Annotated in this window: 17 protein-coding genes and 1 tRNA gene; 6 read left to right on the top strand and 12 right to left on the bottom strand. The window is 58.6% G+C overall.

The genetic code is table 11. The features are described 5' to 3' along the window. Positions 1 to 11 precede the first annotated feature (11 nt). Complete coding sequence (locus EV660_RS14755; protein WP_311638542.1) at positions 12 to 659, top strand: HAD-IA family hydrolase; 648 nt, start codon at positions 12 to 14, stop codon at positions 657 to 659. Then, positions 656 to 1,366 (top strand): ATP12 family chaperone protein, encoded by a 711-nt coding sequence (locus EV660_RS14760; protein WP_071479264.1) that lies wholly within the window; start codon positions 656 to 658, stop codon positions 1,364 to 1,366. Before EV660_RS14755 ends, EV660_RS14760 begins: the two co-directional genes overlap by 4 nt. Position 1,367: 1 nt before the next feature. Here the strand turns inward: EV660_RS14760 and EV660_RS14765 are convergent, their stop codons facing one another. From EV660_RS14765 to rpmH, 10 genes are all read right to left on the bottom strand, one after another. Then, positions 1,368 to 1,868 carry a SixA phosphatase family protein gene (locus tag EV660_RS14765; protein ID WP_071479265.1) on the bottom strand — a complete coding sequence of 167 codons (501 nt, stop codon included), beginning with the start codon at positions 1,866 to 1,868 and terminating at the stop codon, positions 1,368 to 1,370. Then, on the bottom strand, positions 1,865 to 2,515 hold the full coding sequence (locus tag EV660_RS14770; protein ID WP_071479266.1) for a ferredoxin: 651 nt from the start codon (positions 2,513 to 2,515) through the stop codon (positions 1,865 to 1,867). Before EV660_RS14770 ends, EV660_RS14765 begins: the two co-directional genes overlap by 4 nt. A 4-nt stretch (positions 2,516 to 2,519) precedes the next feature. Beyond that, entirely contained in the window at positions 2,520 to 3,392 is an 873-nt protein-coding gene (argB, locus tag EV660_RS14775) for an acetylglutamate kinase (RefSeq protein WP_100319238.1), read from the bottom strand. Between the two features lie 17 nt (positions 3,393 to 3,409). Then, on the bottom strand, positions 3,410 to 4,063 hold the full coding sequence (gene yihA / locus EV660_RS14780; protein ID WP_071479268.1) for a ribosome biogenesis GTP-binding protein YihA/YsxC: 654 nt from the start codon (positions 4,061 to 4,063) through the stop codon (positions 3,410 to 3,412). After that, complete coding sequence (locus EV660_RS14785; RefSeq protein WP_071479269.1) at positions 4,060 to 4,809, bottom strand: MOSC domain-containing protein; 750 nt, start codon at positions 4,807 to 4,809, stop codon at positions 4,060 to 4,062. Before EV660_RS14785 ends, yihA begins: the two co-directional genes overlap by 4 nt. Positions 4,810 to 4,813: 4 nt before the next feature. After that, positions 4,814 to 6,586, bottom strand: a complete 1,773-nt coding sequence (gene yidC / locus EV660_RS14790; protein WP_071479270.1) for a membrane protein insertase YidC — start codon at positions 6,584 to 6,586, stop codon at positions 4,814 to 4,816. A gap of 99 nt (positions 6,587 to 6,685) precedes the next feature. After that, positions 6,686 to 7,558: a tRNA 2-thiocytidine(32) synthetase TtcA gene (gene ttcA / locus EV660_RS14795; RefSeq protein WP_071479271.1), complete on the bottom strand. Its 873-nt coding sequence runs from the start codon at positions 7,556 to 7,558 to the stop codon at positions 6,686 to 6,688. Positions 7,559 to 7,564: 6 nt separating this feature from the next. Continuing rightward, positions 7,565 to 7,840 (bottom strand): membrane protein insertion efficiency factor YidD, encoded by a 276-nt coding sequence (yidD, locus tag EV660_RS14800; protein ID WP_071479272.1) that lies wholly within the window; start codon positions 7,838 to 7,840, stop codon positions 7,565 to 7,567. Further along, positions 7,837 to 8,256 (bottom strand): ribonuclease P protein component, encoded by a 420-nt coding sequence (rnpA, locus tag EV660_RS14805; RefSeq protein ID WP_071479273.1) that lies wholly within the window; start codon positions 8,254 to 8,256, stop codon positions 7,837 to 7,839. The genes yidD and rnpA overlap by 4 nt, the downstream gene beginning before the upstream one ends. A 37-nt stretch (positions 8,257 to 8,293) precedes the next feature. After that, the gene (gene rpmH / locus EV660_RS14810) at positions 8,294 to 8,428 is read right to left on the bottom strand and encodes a 50S ribosomal protein L34 (protein ID WP_071479274.1); all 135 of its coding nucleotides are present in this window, start codon (positions 8,426 to 8,428) and stop codon (positions 8,294 to 8,296) included. A gap of 255 nt (positions 8,429 to 8,683) precedes the next feature. Between rpmH and EV660_RS14815 the strand changes: the two genes are divergently transcribed. The 4 genes from EV660_RS14815 (at position 8,684) to EV660_RS14830 (ending at position 12,398) form a co-directional block, all read left to right on the top strand. Beyond that, positions 8,684 to 9,433, top strand: coding sequence for a TVP38/TMEM64 family protein (locus EV660_RS14815; protein ID WP_071479393.1), 750 nt, complete (start codon positions 8,684 to 8,686; stop codon positions 9,431 to 9,433). Beyond that, positions 9,430 to 10,824, top strand: a complete 1,395-nt coding sequence (locus EV660_RS14820; protein WP_071479275.1) for a dihydrolipoyl dehydrogenase family protein — start codon at positions 9,430 to 9,432, stop codon at positions 10,822 to 10,824. The genes EV660_RS14815 and EV660_RS14820 overlap by 4 nt, the downstream gene beginning before the upstream one ends. 22 nt (positions 10,825 to 10,846) lie before the next feature. Next, positions 10,847 to 12,244: a sensor histidine kinase gene (locus EV660_RS14825; RefSeq protein WP_071479276.1), complete on the top strand. Its 1,398-nt coding sequence runs from the start codon at positions 10,847 to 10,849 to the stop codon at positions 12,242 to 12,244. A 77-nt stretch (positions 12,245 to 12,321) separates the two neighbouring features. Then, a tRNA-Arg gene (locus tag EV660_RS14830) sits at positions 12,322 to 12,398 on the top strand. A 174-nt stretch (positions 12,399 to 12,572) separates the two neighbouring features. Here EV660_RS14830 and EV660_RS14835 read toward each other — a convergent pair. Continuing rightward, a complete protein-coding gene (locus EV660_RS14835) occupies positions 12,573 to 12,938 on the bottom strand; it encodes a PAS domain-containing protein (protein ID WP_232727369.1) in 366 nt (121 codons plus the stop codon). A gap of 198 nt (positions 12,939 to 13,136) precedes the next feature. After that, positions 13,137 to 15,314, bottom strand: a complete 2,178-nt coding sequence (gene uvrB, locus EV660_RS14840; RefSeq protein WP_071479394.1) for an excinuclease ABC subunit UvrB — start codon at positions 15,312 to 15,314, stop codon at positions 13,137 to 13,139. Between the last annotated feature and the right edge of the window lie 32 nt (positions 15,315 to 15,346).

Genomic DNA, 15,346 nt, shown 5'->3' on the forward strand with positions numbered 1-15,346 from the left:
TCTTGCGTCTGGTGGTATTTGATGTTGATGGCACGCTGGTGGACAGTCAGGCCCAGATCCTTGGGGCTATGGCGCAGGCTTTTGGCAGGCTTGGTTTGAAGCCGCCAGAGTGCGCGGCTGTGCTGGAGATTGTCGGGTTATCATTGCCTCAGGCAATGGTGCGGCTGGCCCCTGACATGACAGAAGACGAGCGGGCACAGCTGGTTGATGGCTACAAGGAGGCCTATGCCACAATGCGCGCACAGAGCTTGTCCCCGCTCTACCCGGGTGCGCTTGCCGTGCTGGATCATCTTGCAAAAGATCGGTCCGTCATGTTGGGGATTGCGACGGGCAAATCGCGGCGTGGGCTGGTGCATCTGATGGCGGCGCATGGCTGGGAGGGGCGTTTTGTCACCACACAGGTTGCCGATGACCACCCTTCCAAACCGCACCCGTCCATGTTGCATGCCTGTTTGCGTGAAACGGGTGTCGCACCGCATCAGACGGTGATGGTCGGGGATACAGCCTATGACATGGAGATGGCGCGCGCAGCAGGCGTTCATGCCTTGGGCGTAAGCTGGGGCTACCACCCGGCCAACAGGCTGGGCGCGCGCGTGATCGACCACTTCAGCGCCTTGCCCGCAGCATTGGCGGAAATCTGGAATGAGAGGGCAGCATGAGTGGTTGGGCGAAAAAGCGGTTCTGGGCGCAGGCAGAGGTTTGCGCGGCAGAGGGCGGGTTTACCGTAACGCTGGATGGGCGGCCTGTTAAAACACCCGGTAAGGCTGTTTTGGTCGTGCCGACAGAAGCGGTGGCGGCGCTGATTGCAGCGGAGTTTCAGGCGCAGGACAAGGTTCTTGATCCGAATGCAATGCCGATCACCCGTGCTGCAAATTCCGCCATCGACAAGGTCGCTGTCGCGCGCGCAGAAGTGACAGAATTGTTTGCGGCTTACGGCGATAGCGATCTGGTGTGTTACAGGGCCGAAGGGCCGGAGGCGCTGATCGCGCGTGAAGCGCGTGCATGGGACCCGCTGGTGGACTGGGCGGCGCATCGCTACGGGCTGCGGCCAAATGTACGCACAGGCATTGTCCACGCGGCGCAGCCATCCGCCTTGCTCGAAAGCATGCGCTCTGATGTCGAAGGCCTCAGCGTATTTGAGCTGACGGCTTTTCATGACCTTGTGTCGATGACGGGGTCGTTGATTATCGCGCTGGCTGTGCTGGACCGGTTTGACACGCCAGAGGCTTTATGGGACGCGTCGCGCGTTGATGAGGAATGGCAGGCAGAGCAGTGGGGGCGCGACGAGATCGCCGATGCCCTGACTGCCGGGCGCAAGCAGGCGTTTCTGGATGCCGCACGGCTGTATTTCGCCTTGCAGCCATAAGCTATTCCAACTCGCGCGGGACGATGAAATCCAGCGCAACGCCTTTGTCATAACCCACTGCTGACCAGTCTTCTGCATCGAATTCCACAACCAGAGTTGCGCAGGTGGGATACCTGCTGAAGGACGAATGTGTATAGGGTTTGCGCAACAACAGCGCGGCAAGCGTTGCGATCCCGGGGTTGTGGCCGATCATCAGGATGGTCTGCGCCTTGGCGCTGCGCAAAACACGCAACATGACATCCGGGCAGGCGTGATACAATGCTGGATCAAAGCGCACAGGGATCTGCGGCCAGTTGGCACTTAACAGCGACCAAGTCTCCCGCGTGCGGGTGGCATCCGAGACCAGCGCTTCTTGTGGCACATAGCCCTTCTCGGTCAGCCAGCGGCCAATCAACGGGGCGGCGCGTTTGCCGCGCGCGTTCAGCCCGCGTTGATGGTCGGTTTCCAAAGGGTTGTCCCAGTCGGATTTCGCGTGGCGGGTCAGGACAAGTCGCATGGTCATGTGTGAAATTGCCTCATATGAAACGCAGATTGTGCGGGGTTGCGGCCATAATTGCAAGAAATCGGGCAGGCCGCGCGCACAGCGCACCCACCAGTCATGCACTCTTGTCCAGAAAATGTGTTGAGATATGCATGACAGGCCGTCAACTCATAGCCCGTCTGTGTCAAAGCGTCCACAGGGCAGGCGGTCAAGCAGGGCTTGGTGCAATGCGTACAGGGGCTTTCTGTGGGGGGAGGGGGTAGGTTGAGGCGGTTTGCGAAACCAAGAGCGCCGCGATAGGACACCCACAGGCCAGCCACATCATGCACCAGAAACTGCACCGGCGAAGACCATGCGCGACCTGTGGCCTTGGCCCAAGTGTAAAAGGGATGCGGCGGTGTTGTTGCGAATGGAAAAAACGCGTGTGCATCAAGGCTGTCGGCCAGCCGATCGATAACGCGGCGTGACCAGCGGTCCATCGGGTCGGGCAATGTGTCACAATACTCGGGGCTTTGGGTAAAATGCGCCCAGAAACCCGGTTCACGCGGGCCCAGCATCACAAGGGTTTCGACACCCTCAGGCAGCGGCGCGGCCCCCTTGTGGAACGCACCCATAACGGCCAGAGCATGGGGCCGTGCCAGATCGTCAATCTGGTCCAGCCCGACCATCTGGCTACCCTTGCGGCGTGATCTGTGGGGCGCTGTCGCGGATGATGCTGCCAGCGCCGTGCTCGGTGAACAATTCCAGCAGGCAAGCATTGGGCGCACGACCATCCAGAATGACGACGGCGCGCACACCGCCCGTGATCGCGGCCAGTGCAGTTTCGGTTTTGGGGATCATTCCGCCAGCGATCACGCCCGCTTCTGTCAATTCGCGCACATGGGCGGGCGTCAGTTGTGTGACAACTTCGCCTTGGGCATCCTTCACGCCGGATACATCGGTCAGCAAAAGCAGGCGATCCGCTTTCAGTGCGCCAGCGATGGCGCCAGCGGCCGTATCGCCATTGATATTGAATGTCTCACCCTGACGGCCCATGCCCAAGGGGGCGATCACCGGAATGAAGCCGCCGGTAAACAGGTGGTGCAGCAGATCCGTGTTCACCTCGACCGGGCGGCCCACAAGGCCCAGTTCGGGGTCATCTGCCTCGCATGTGACCATGCCGCCGTCTTTGCCCGACAGGCCGACCGCACGCCCGCCTTCATCCTGAATGGCCTGCACGATGCGCTTGTTGACCGCGCCCGACAACACCATTTCGACCACTTCCATCGTGGCTGCATCGGTCACGCGCTTGCCGCGCACGAAATCGGACTGGATGTTCAGCTTGCCCAGCATGTCATTGATCATCGGCCCGCCGCCATGCACGATGACCGGGTTTACGCCGACCTGACGCATCAGCACCACATCGCGTGCGAAACTGGCCATTTCTTCTGCATCGCCCATCGCATGGCCACCAAACTTGATGACAACAATCGCACCCGCATAGCGTTGCAGGTAGGGAAGGGCCTCGGACAATGTCCGGGCAGTGGCAAACCAGTCCTGGGTCATGGGGCGTTGCTTCTTCATTAGGTCAGTCCGGCGATGATCGCGCGCAGGGTGGGAATACCTGCGCCCTTTTCGGACGAGGTCACGACAAGTTCCGGGTAGGCAGCAGGGTGCTTGGCAAGGGCGGCGCGCACCTGCGCGAGCGTCTTTTCCTGTTCAGCAGCGCTGAGTTTGTCAGCCTTGGTCAGAACAACCTGAAAGGTGACCGCCGACTGGTTCAGCAATTTCATGATCTCTGCATCCACGTCCTTTACCCCGTGGCGCATATCGACCAGCAGAAAGGCGCGGCGCAGATTGGCGCGGCCTGAAAGATAGGCTTTGAGCAGGAGTTGCCATTTTTCGACAACGGGCAATGGTGCCTTTGCGAAACCATAGCCCGGAAGGTCCACCAGATAGTGGCTGTCGCCAGCCGTGAAATAGTTGATTTCCTGCGTGCGCCCCGGCGTGTTCGATGTGCGCGCAATTGCGCGGCGTCCTGTCAGCGCGTTGATCAGGCTGGACTTGCCCACATTGGAACGGCCCGCAAAGCAGACTTCCAGCCGGTCTGACGGGGGCAACCCGTCCATTGCCACAACACCTTTGAGAAACTCCACCTCGCTGGTCAGCAGCTTGCGGCCTGCTTCCAGCGAAAAGGCATCCGGCTCCTCGGCAACGGGGAAGGGCAATGTGTTCATTCAACAATCTCCACCGTGTCGCCGGCACGAATTACGCCAGTGCGGGTAACACGTGCATAAACACCGAAATCTGTATGGTCATAGCCTTGTTCTAGCGCGTCCAGCGTGTTCACATCAATCTTGCCGGTTGCGCAATCCACCATGGTTGCGCGGCAGCGGCCAATGCGCTCGACGATCTTCAGGCGTGCTGCCCCGATCTGAAGTTCTCGTCCGATCAGGTCGAATTCTTCCCAAGGTGCCAGACCGTCAAGCCATAAATTGCCGCGCCAGCGGTCCAGCCCCAGATCAATGCCGATGCGTTGACCCAACGCACGATTGGAGGACAGGTTCAGAATCGAGACAGACTCGAAATCCGTGTCGGTCATGCCGCGCCCAGCCGTGACCAGACGCGCGGGTTGTGCGCGCCCCACTGCCATCAGCGGGCGCACCCAGTCCAGAAATGCGGCCTGTCCGGCGCTGTCATCGGGGGCAAAGCTAAGCGCCTCCAGCGCAGGGTGGGTCAGGGTCAGGCGCTGTGACGCCTCATCAAACTGTGCGTTGATGGCCTGAAGCGCGGGGGTCTTGGCCCCGCGCGTGAAGTTCATGCAGGCGTTCCAGCCGGGCATCAGGGTGGCTGCTTCATGCGCCACGGCCCAGTGGCGGTCATAGGGCAGGCATTTGCCCTCAGTCAGATTGACCGAGGGCAATTCCTCTCGCCCATGCGCCTTTATGGGATGGCGGAAGATATGCGAAAGCCGCCATCCCATCTTGTCAGGTCTTCTTCTTTTTCTTGACGCCGATATTGCCCAAGAGATCAGGCCGCGAGCCGTTCATCGCCATGATCGTGTATTGCTGCGTAAAGGTGATCACGTTGTTCGCGATCCAGTACAGCACAAGCCCCGAGGCGAACCAGCCCAGCATGAACATGAAGATCCACGGCATCCAGGTCATGACCGCCTGCTGGATCGGTTCTGTGGGGGTTGGGTTCAGCTTCATCTGCAACCACATCGACACGCCCAGCAAGATTGGCAAGATGCCGATGAAAACCAGCGACAGAATGCTGTCCGGATGCGGTGCTGCCCAGGGCAGCAGGCCGAACAGGTTCATGATCGAGGTCGGGTCCGGTGCGGACAGGTCGTTGAACACCCCGAACCATGGCGCATGGCGCAATTCCAGCGTGACGAAGATCACCTTGTAGAGCGAGAAGAAGATTGGGATCTGCAACAGGATTGGCAGGCAGCCCGCAGCGGGGTTCACCTTCTTTTCCTTGTACAGCTTCATCATCTCCTGCTGCATCTTCTGCTTGTCGTCGCCCGCACGCTCCTTGATGGCCAGCATGTCGGGTTGCAGTTCCTTCATCTTGGCCATGCTGACATAGGACTTCCACGCCAGCGGCAGCAAAACGGCCTTGATCAGCAGCGTCAGCGTGACGATGGACCAGCCCATATTGCCGATGATTCCATTGATGAAATACAGCGTCGCAAAGATGGGTTTTGTCAGGAAGAAAAACCAGCCCCAGTCAATCGCGTCGATGAACCGGTCAATACCGCGCTCGCGTTCATAGTTGCGGATGACGGTCCATTCCTTGGCACCGGCAAACAGCATGGTTTGCACCTGATCGCTTTCGCCCGGCCCCACTGTCAGGGTCGGCAGGTCTGCACGCGCCTGATAAACATCGCGCGCAGGGATATAGCGAGAAACTGCCGTAAAGGCCTGCCCCGGCTGCGGGATCAGCATGGCCATCCAGTATTTGTCGGATATGCCAAGCCATCCGTTTTCGGCGACTTCGGTGATACGGGCATTGGTGTTTTCGCGCTCGCTGACGCGGAAATCGCGCACTGCCCTGTATTTATCCTCGTTCAGGCGACCATCGGCGACTTCGATAAACCCTTCATGGCTGATGAAGAAATTTTCGAGATCCGATGGCTCTCCATGACGTGAGATCAGGCCATAGGGCGCCATGCGCGCGGTTGCATCGCCCGTATTCTCGACACCTTGAGTGACGCTGAACATATAGTTCTCGTCAATCTCGAAACGCTGGGTAAAGCGCAGACCGGACACATTTGTCCACGCCAGGGTGACCGGCATTCCGGGGGCAAGGCGGTTGCCTTCTACCAACTCCCAAGGGGTATTGGCGCCGGGCACTTCATCCCAGCTCATGTCGCGACCGGGCCGCCAGCCATAAAGCGCGTAGAACGCTTCGTTCTGCTCTTCTGGTTTGAGCAGTTGCACAATGCTTGCACCGGGATCGACTGTTTCGCGGTAGTCTTTCAACGACAGATCATCAATCCGGCCACCGCGCAGGTTGATTGATCCCGTCAGGCGGGGCGTATCAATCTCGATGCGGGGCAGGTCCTCGTCGATTTCGACTTGCTCGGCCTGGGCCATTGTCTGTGCCTCGCCACCCGCCGCAACGGGCAGTTCGGCTATATCGGCTGCGTCTTGTGGGGTAGGTTCTGGGGGTGGAAACATCCACATCCATGCCACGAGCACCAAAAGGCTGAGGGCGAAAGCCAATAGCAGATTGCGGTTCTGTTCGTCCATGAGAAGGCCGTATCCTGTCACATCTGGGGTCGCGCCCGGTTCAACAGAAGCCCCGCCCAAAGGTCAAGCGATTTTACCCTGTTTCCCGAATGCGCGACATCACATCGCGTCAAAAACCGGTGGCGTTTTTTTGTTCGTGCCGGTGTTTGGCGCAGTTTCAAGGGAAAGAAAATCGAAAAGCGCGGGGTCGGGCATATGCGAGGGGCGAATGTTCATAAGCGCGCGAAACATTACGTTGCGCCGCCCCGGCATACGCTTTTCCCAGTCATTCAGCAACGCCTTGACCTGCATACGTTGCAATCCGTCCTGACTGCCACACAGATCGCAGGGAATGATCGGGTAATTCATGGCGCGGGCAAAACGGTCACAGTCATCTTCGGACACAAAGGAGAGGGGGCGATACACAAAAAGATCCCCTTCTTCATTCACCAGCTTTGGCGGCATCGTGGCCAGTCGGCCACCATGAAACAGATTCATGAAGAAAGTTTCCAGCAGATCGTCACGATGATGGCCCAGCACCACGGCAGAGCATCCTTCTTCGCGGGCGATTCGGTACAGATTGCCGCGCCGCAGGCGCGAACACAGCGCGCAATAGGTGCGCCCTTCGGGCACCTTGTCCATGACGACAGAATAGGTGTCGCGGTATTCGATCCGGTGGGGAATTTGCATCCGCGTCAGGAATTCCGGCAAGACCGTTGCCGGGAAGCCGGGCTGGCCCTGATCCAAGTTGCAGGCCAGCAATTCGACCGGCAGCAGGCCACGCCATTTCAACTCTGTCAAAGCAGCCAGCAGGGTATAGCTGTCCTTGCCGCCAGACAGACAGACCAGCCAGCGCGCGCCGGGTTCCACCATGCCATATTGGTCGATTACGGCACGCGTTTCACGGATAATGCGCTTGCGCAGCTTGCGAAACTCGGTCGTGTCGGGGGCATTTTGCAGAATCAGCGGTATATCTGCGTTTTCATCAAGCATGAACCGTCACCTTTTTCCGTCGTCGCGCTGGGGGTCAGGCTGTGCACCCGCCTTTGCAGGGCGCTCGGGAACAGGGTCATAGCCAGAACTGCCCAAGGGGTGGCAGCGCCCGATGCGGCGGATTGTTAACCATGTGCCCTTTATCGCGCCATGCCGTTCCAACGCTTCCATCGCATAGGCCGAACAGGTGGGTTGAAACCTGCAGCCATGCCCAACCCAAGGGCTGAACACGACCCGATAAAACCGCACTGGTAGCGAGACGACCCATGCCAGCGGTGTCATGACGTGCCTCCGTGAAGCTTGTCCAGCGCGCGCTGAAGGTCCACGCACATTGCCGCGAAGTTGTGGCTGACAGTTGCGCCAGGCCGACCGACCAGCACATAATCCCAGCCGTCACGGCCTTGGTGTGTTATGACATCACGTGCGACGGCACGCAAACGGCGCTTGGCGCGGTTGCGCGCAACCGCATTTCCCAGTTTCTTGGAGCAAGTGAAGCCCACGCGGACCCCCTTATCCGTATCGGGGCCACGCTGTCGCGCTTGTAACAAAAAAGCCGTGCAGGGCAAGCGCACAGCTTTTGCGGCGCGCACGAAATCTGCGCGCTTCTTCAGGGTTTGTAGTTTTGAACAAGTTAAATCCGCCGGTGCAGAGGCAGGTTCGGCGATTTGCCTTGCCACATTTGCACCCGGCGGTTTCATCTTGCTAACCTCTGGCCCGCTATCGCAGGCCATGCAATCAGGCCGACAGTTTCTTGCGGCCCATGCGACGGCGCGCATTCAGAATTTTCTGGCCCGCTTTTGTGGCCATGCGTGCGCGAAAACCGTGGCGGCGCTTGCGCACCAGGTTACTGGGCTGATAGGTGCGTTTCATCGCTCCGTTCCTTATATCCGGGTAGCCGGGGTCCCGCGGGATTCGGCCACGTATTCTTATTCAAGACCGCCGCATACCCGCCATGCCCATGCAAGTCAATTCTCAAATCCTTGAAAACGGCGCTGGCAGATCTGGATTGCGCGGAAAACTGAAACATTTCGCTTGTTACCCTCGCAAATGATCAAGGCCTCGTGAGAATGCAAGAAAACATGAAACACCTTGGGCTTTCTTGCGTAATCCGACATGGTGACGGCAATGAAAGGACCGCTTCGTTTGACACAGCCCATCAGACCCGCAGTGCAATGGCGCCAGCGTTTGCCGATTCTTGTCATTATCGTTGTGGCGATCCTTGGCGCTATCGTCTTGCGCGAATATCTGTCCTTTGACGCGCTGCGCGAAAATCGCAGCGCGCTGATCGCTTTTCGTGACAGCAATTACCTGCTGACCGCTGCCGCCTTTATCCTTGCCTATATTGCAATCGTCAGCTTCTCACTGCCCGGCGCAACAGCGGCCACATTGACGGGGGGGTTCCTGTTCGGCCTGTTTCCGGGGGCTGCGTTCAACCTGATCTCTGCCACGATTGGCGCGATCATGATTTTCTGGGCAGTGCGCGCGGGGTTTGGCCGGTCAATGGCGGCGCGGATCGATGCAAGCAACGGGCGCGTTAAGCAGTTGACACGGGCGATACGCGCAAATGAATTTCCGGTCCTGTTCTCGCTGCGCCTGATGCCGGTGTTGCCGTTCTTTGTGATGAATGTCATTCCGGCCTTGATCGGTGTGCGCACATCGGTTTTCGCGGCCAGCACATTTCTGGGCATCATGCCGGGGGGGCTTGTCTACACATGGGTTGGCGCAGGGCTGGGCGAGGTGTTTGCCCGTGATGAAACACCCGATCTGGGTATTATATTCGAGCCGCATATTCTGGGGCCGCTTCTGGGATTGGCCTTGTTGTCGCTACTGCCCACAATCGTGAAATACCTGCGCGGCAAGGAGCGTGAGATATGAACCATATCAAGACAGATATCTGCGTGATCGGGGGCGGCTCTGGCGGGCTTTCGGTTGCTGCGGGGGCCGTGCAGATGGGGGCACGCGTCGTGTTGGTCGAAGGGCACAAGATGGGGGGGGATTGCCTGAATTACGGCTGTGTCCCTTCCAAGGCGCTGCTTGCGCAAGCCAAGGGCGTCAAGGCACGCGGGGCCCCCCCACGCGCCGAAGATTTCAGCGCCGCCATGGCACATGTCCACGCAACCATTGCGGCTATCGCGCCCCATGATTCGGTTGAAAGGTTCGAGGGGTTAGGCGTTCAGGTCATCGAAGGTTTCGCGCGTTTCACCGGCGCTGATACGGTTGTGGTGGGCGAGACAACAATTTCTGCGCGCCGCTTTGTCATTGCGACTGGATCACGCGCATTCGTGCCACCGATCAAGGGGCTGGAAGACGTGCCCTATATGACCAATGAAACCCTGTTTGAACAAACCGAGTGCCCCAGCCACCTGCTGATCATCGGTGCTGGTCCCATCGGGTTGGAAATGGCGCAGGCCCATCGCCGCCTTGGCGCACGGGTCACTGTGATCGAAGGGGCCACCGCCCTTGGCCGCGATGACCCAGAGGCCGCCGCGGTCGTGCTGGACCAGTTGCGCAGCGAAGGGGTCGAGATTATCGAGCAGGCTCAGGTCGAGCAGGTCTCTGGCCGCGCAGGCGCGATTGAGGTGCAGGTAAAGGGCGGCACGATTTTTGTGGGAACGCATTTGCTTGTCGCGGTCGGGCGCGCGCCGAATGTCGAAAAGCTGGATCTGGCCAAGGCGGGTATACGCCACACGCAGGCAGGCATTACTGTAGATGCCAGGTTGCGCAGCAGCAACCGGCGCGTCTATGCCATTGGCGATGTGGCAGGGCAGGGGCAGTTTACCCATCTGGCGGGCTACCATGCGGGTGTGGTCATCCGCTCTGTGGTGTTCGGCTTGCCCGCGAAAGCGCGGCACGATCACATTCCGCATGTCACTTTTACTGACCCCGAACTGGCCCATATCGGACTAACCGAGGCCGCGGCGCGCAAGCGCTATGGTGGACAGGTCAGTATACACAAGATTGGATATGACCAGATCGACCGTGCGCAAGCCGAAGGCTGGAAGACAGGCTTTATCAAGTTGATGGCCGTGCGGGGACGGCCTGTGGGGGTGACGATTGTCGGCACGCAGGCGGGCGAGGTGATCGCCCCATATGCGCTTGCAATGGCGAACAATCTGAAGTTGAGTGCTGTTGCCGGAACGGTATTGCCATATCCGACTTTGGCGGAAATCGGCAAACGCGCAGCAGGGGCCTATTTTTCACCGAAACTCTTTGATAGCATAAACGTGAAGCGCTTTGTAGGCTTGGTTCAGAGGTGGTTGCCCTGACCTGCATGCGCTAGGTAAGGGTATGATCTCGAATAGTTTGTCAGCGCGGTTTCTTTGGCTTGTCGTCATCTTCGTGATGCTGGCAGAAGTTCTTATATTCGTGCCCTCGGTGTCACGATTCCGCGAAGAGTATCTTCTGGCGCGGTTGGAACGCGCGCAAATCGCCTCTCTGGCATTGCTGGCCTCTGACGGGTCCATCGCTGGCGACTTGGCGGGCGAATTGCTGGAAAATGCGGGCGTCTATAACGTGGTCCTGCGTCGGGATGCCGTGCGCGAACTGATCCTGTCATCGCCCATACCGGGACAGATTGACGCGACTTATGATTTGCGCGGTGCCAATGCCTTTGCGTTGATGCGCGATGCGATTGACGAAATGCGCCGCAATGAAGCAAGAATCATAAGGGTGATTGGCGACCCGGTGCAACAGGCCGGTTTGTTGATCGAGATCACCCTAGATACTGAAAACCTGCAATCTGGCCTGTGGGAGTATGGTAAGCGTATCTTGCTGATATCGCTTCTGATTTCGGGGTTCACAGCGCTGTTGCTGTATTTGTCAATTCAAGCGTTTGTGGTCGCTCCGATGCAGCGCGTGATCCGCTCTATGTCATCCTATGCAGACGCGCCGCAAGATGCCAACCGGATTATCGTGCCGCAATCCACCATCCGCGAGATCAGAGAAGCGGAAGAGGCGCTGAACCAGATGCAGACCGACCTGACAGGGTTATTGCGGCAGAAGAACCGGCTTGTGCAATTGGGCGGTTCGGTCGCGCGGATCAGTCATGATTTGCGCAATATGCTGACCACGGCCTCCATGCTGGCGGACCGCATGGAAACCAGCAAAGACCCCAGCGTTCAGCGCGCTGCCCCGAAGCTTGTCGGGTCATTGTCGCGCGCGATCAACCTGTGTGAATCAACCCTCGCTTTCGGCAAGGCAGAAGAGGCACCGCCAAAGCTTGCCCGTCTGGGACTTGCGGCGCTGATCGAAGATGTTGTCGAAAGTGAAAAACTAGCCATTGCAGAGGGCGCAGAGATTACATTTCTGACCGAACTGCCCGCCGATCTGACCGTCCATGCCGATGGCGAGCAGCTTTACCGGGTGCTGAACAATCTGGTGCGCAATGCGCGTCAGGCGCTTGAGGCGACCAAGCAACCCGGTGTCATAGAGATATTGGCCAAGCGCTCGGATCAGGATGGCAAGCCCGGTGTCGCAATAAGGGTTGGGGATTCGGGGCCGGGTTTGCCGCCGAAGGCGCGCGAGCATTTGTTCGAGGCCTTTCAGGGCGGGGCGCGCAAAGGGGGTGTCGGGCTGGGGCTGGCCATCGCGGCGGAACTTGTGCGCGGGCATGGCGGTGTGTTGGAGTTGATCCGCTCAGATGCCGACGGCACGGAATTTCGCATCTGGTTGCCGTGCGAAAACTGAATTTTTTAGCTTGATTGCAAATTCGTCACCAAAGGCCCCTTGCAAAGCGGCAAGCGGGGCGATATGTCGCCCTCAACGCGCCCGTAGCTCAGCTGGATAGAGCACCAGACTACGAATCTGGGGGTCAGAGGTTCGAATCCTTTCGGGCGCGCCATTCACCTGAAAAACAGGTTTTGTGTTTGAATAAAGCACTCCTAATGGCAGGGATGCCCTGTTTTTCACTGTTAAAACGCAATCAGTCTTTGAAAAGCAGATCGCAAAACGCGCCAGTTTTCCTGTGCTGAAAGGTCTGCGCGGTACGAAACGCTAGGTCTTTGGATAAACGGCGTCAGACCGGGTTTTGTGCCCCGGCAAAGAACAGCAACCGCCCATCTGCATCATAGATTGGTCTGATTCTGAGGCGGTTCACAAAGGCGGACCCATCCTTGCGGTAATTCAGGATATCAATCGTGAACCGCGTCTGCGCGCGTAACGCATTTCGGATGGCTTCGATTGCATAAGGGCTGGTCTCTGGCCCTTGAAGAAAGCGGCAATTGCGCCCCAAGGCCTCATCAGGGCTGTAGCCGGTATGCGCTTCGAATTCCTCGCTCACATAGATCATCGGATTGTCGGGCAAATGAGGATCCGAGAAGACAACGCTCATCTCGGTCTCATCGGCTTCCAGCATGCCCCTTAGCGTCGCTTGATCCATCATCAAATTCCGTACTTGCATTCAATTAGCGGCCTGCGCATCTACTGCCAGATACCTTGCCAGAATGTGGGTAGCAATGCGCGAATTGCGCGCAGCAGATGACAAGATTAGCCGGGAAACCTATTTCATTTGCTGATGAACATTGGCCTGTGCGGTCGGGAGGCCGTGTTAAACCTTGTTTTCAGACAAAAGGCGGTGCCTTCATCTTTTGCCCCGGCGCTTTACGCCACCACGCTGTCCCGGTCGCCCTGCGGTCGAGCGCGGCTTGACCGCATGGTCAACAGCATCATCCACGGCGGATTGGCGCGCCAGCGGATCATCCGCAATGGCAAGTTCAACTGCCTCCAGCCGTTTCACTTCATCACGCAGGCGGGCGGCTTCCTCGAATTCCAGATTTTCGGCGGCCTTGCGCATATCGGCCCGCAGCCCTTCAAGATGGGCTTGCAGGTTCGCGCCGGGTTTTACCTTGTCAACCTGCGCGGTCACGCGGGCCATATCCGTGTCGCCCTGCCAAAGCCCGGCCAGCACATCTTCGACATTCTTCTTGACGGTCTGGGGCGTGATCCCATGCGCCTCGTTATAGGCGATCTGTTTTTCGCGCCGCCGGTTGGTTTCGTTCAGCGCGCGCTCCATAGAGCCGGTGATCCGGTCGGCATACATGATCACGCGCCCATCGGCATTGCGTGCAGCGCGCCCGATTGTCTGGACAAGGCTGGTTTCAGAGCGCAGGAACCCCTCTTTGTCCGCATCCAGAATGGCAACCAACCCGCATTCGGGAATATCCAGCCCCTCGCGCAGCAGGTTGATGCCGATCAAGACATCAAACGCGCCCAGTCGCAGGTCGCGCAGGATCTCGATACGTTCAATCGTGTCGATATCAGAGTGCATGTAGCGCACGCGGATGCCCTGCTCGTGCAGGTATTCGGTCAGATCCTCGGCCATGCGTTTGGTCAGGACGGTGCACAGCACGCGCAGGTCCTTTGCAGCAACCTTGCGGATTTCATCGAGCAGATCATCGACCTGCATCTGGACAGGTCGAATCTCCACTTCAGGGTCGATCAGCCCGGTGGGGCGGATGACCTGTTCCGTAAACACCCCACCCGTCTGTTCCAGTTCCCATGCGGCCGGGGTTGCGGATACAAACACCGATTGCGGGCGCATGGCGTCCCATTCCTCGAATTTGAGCGGGCGATTGTCCATGCAGGAGGGCAGCCGGAACCCGTGTTCGGCCAGCGTGAATTTGCGCCGGTAGTCGCCGCGATACATGCCGCCGATCTGCGGCACGCTGACATGCGACTCGTCTGCGAAAACAATCGCGTTGTCCGGGATGAATTCAAACAGGGTGGGGGGCGGTTCGCCCGGTGCGCGCCCTGTCAGATAGCGCGAGTAATTCTCGATCCCGTTGCATACGCCGGTGGCTTCAAGCATTTCCAGATCGAACTTGGTGCGTTGTTCCAGGCGCTGGGCTTCCAGCAACTTGCCTTCGGCAATCAATTGGTCAAGGCGCTGCTGCAATTCATGTTTGATGCCCTTGATCGCTTGCTGCATGGTCGGGCGCGGGGTCACGTAATGGCTGTTGGCGTAGACCCTGATCTGATCGAAACTGTCAGTTTTCGCACCTGTCAGGGGGTCAAACTCGGTTATCGCTTCCAGCTCCTCGCCGAAAAACGACAATTTCCATGCGCGGTCGTCCAGATGGGCAGGCCATAATTCGATCACGTCACCGCGCACGCGGAACGACCCGCGCTGGAATGCGGCATCGTTGCGCCGGTACTGCTGGGCCACAAGTTCCGCCAGAACCTGCCGCTGGTTATAGCTTTCGCCCTTCTCGAAATCCTGCGTCATGGCCGAATACGTCTCAACCGAGCCGATGCCATAGATGCAGGAGACAGAGGCCACGATGATCACATCATCGCGTTCCAGAAGCGCGCGGGTGGCCGAATGGCGCATCCGGTCGATCTGTTCGTTGATCTGGGATTCCTTCTCAATATAGGTATCGGACCGCGCGACATAGGCTTCGGGCTGGTAATAGTCGTAATAGCTGACGAAATACTCGACCGCGTTGTCGGGAAAGAACCCCTTGAATTCGCCATAAAGCTGGGCTGCAAGTGTCTTGTTTGGCGCAAGGATGATCGCGGGGCGCTGTGTTTCCTCGATGATCTTGGCCATCGTGTAGGTTTTGCCCGTACCCGTTGCGCCCAGAAGCACCTGATTTTGTTCACCCGATTGCACGCCTTCGACCAGTTCCGCAATCGCTGTGGGCTGGTCGCCTGCGGGCAGGAAAGGGCTGGCCATACGAAACTGCCTGCCGCCTTCCAGTTTGGGGCGGGTCAGGACATCGGGGCGCTGGGCAGGCAGGTTCAGGTTGTTATGCGGCATGATCTCACCATTCGGGACACTGCGCATACTTG

This window comes from Roseinatronobacter bogoriensis DSM 18756, from assembly GCF_004366635.1.
GTDB classification, from domain to species: Bacteria; Pseudomonadota; Alphaproteobacteria; order Rhodobacterales; family Rhodobacteraceae; genus Roseinatronobacter; species Roseinatronobacter bogoriensis.

Excerpts from the sequence above, each read along its gene's own strand:
- EV660_RS14765 (WP_071479265.1), bottom strand. The coding sequence starts at position 1,868 with ATGACCATGCGACTTGTCCTGACCCGCCACGCGAAATCCGACTGGGAC.
- EV660_RS14760 (WP_071479264.1), top strand. The coding sequence starts at position 656 with ATGAGTGGTTGGGCGAAAAAGCGGTTCTGGGCGCAGGCAGAGGTTTGC.
- yidD (WP_071479272.1), bottom strand. The coding sequence starts at position 7,840 with ATGACACCGCTGGCATGGGTCGTCTCGCTACCAGTGCGGTTTTATCGG.
- yidC (WP_071479270.1), bottom strand. The coding sequence starts at position 6,586 with ATGGACGAACAGAACCGCAATCTGCTATTGGCTTTCGCCCTCAGCCTT.
- ttcA (WP_071479271.1), bottom strand. The coding sequence starts at position 7,558 with ATGCTTGATGAAAACGCAGATATACCGCTGATTCTGCAAAATGCCCCC.
- EV660_RS14785 (WP_071479269.1), bottom strand. The coding sequence starts at position 4,809 with ATGGGATGGCGGCTTTCGCATATCTTCCGCCATCCCATAAAGGCGCAT.
- yihA (WP_071479268.1), bottom strand. The coding sequence starts at position 4,063 with ATGAACACATTGCCCTTCCCCGTTGCCGAGGAGCCGGATGCCTTTTCG.
- EV660_RS14770 (WP_071479266.1), bottom strand. The coding sequence starts at position 2,515 with ATGGTCGGGCTGGACCAGATTGACGATCTGGCACGGCCCCATGCTCTG.
- uvrB (WP_071479394.1), bottom strand. The coding sequence starts at position 15,314 with ATGCCGCATAACAACCTGAACCTGCCTGCCCAGCGCCCCGATGTCCTG.
- EV660_RS14835 (WP_232727369.1), bottom strand. The coding sequence starts at position 12,938 with ATGATGGATCAAGCGACGCTAAGGGGCATGCTGGAAGCCGATGAGACC.
- rpmH (WP_071479274.1), bottom strand. The coding sequence starts at position 8,428 with ATGAAACGCACCTATCAGCCCAGTAACCTGGTGCGCAAGCGCCGCCAC.
- EV660_RS14820 (WP_071479275.1), top strand. The coding sequence starts at position 9,430 with ATGAACCATATCAAGACAGATATCTGCGTGATCGGGGGCGGCTCTGGC.
- EV660_RS14825 (WP_071479276.1), top strand. The coding sequence starts at position 10,847 with ATGATCTCGAATAGTTTGTCAGCGCGGTTTCTTTGGCTTGTCGTCATC.
- argB (WP_100319238.1), bottom strand. The coding sequence starts at position 3,392 with ATGACCCAGGACTGGTTTGCCACTGCCCGGACATTGTCCGAGGCCCTT.
- EV660_RS14815 (WP_071479393.1), top strand. The coding sequence starts at position 8,684 with ATGAAAGGACCGCTTCGTTTGACACAGCCCATCAGACCCGCAGTGCAA.
- rnpA (WP_071479273.1), bottom strand. The coding sequence starts at position 8,256 with ATGAAACCGCCGGGTGCAAATGTGGCAAGGCAAATCGCCGAACCTGCC.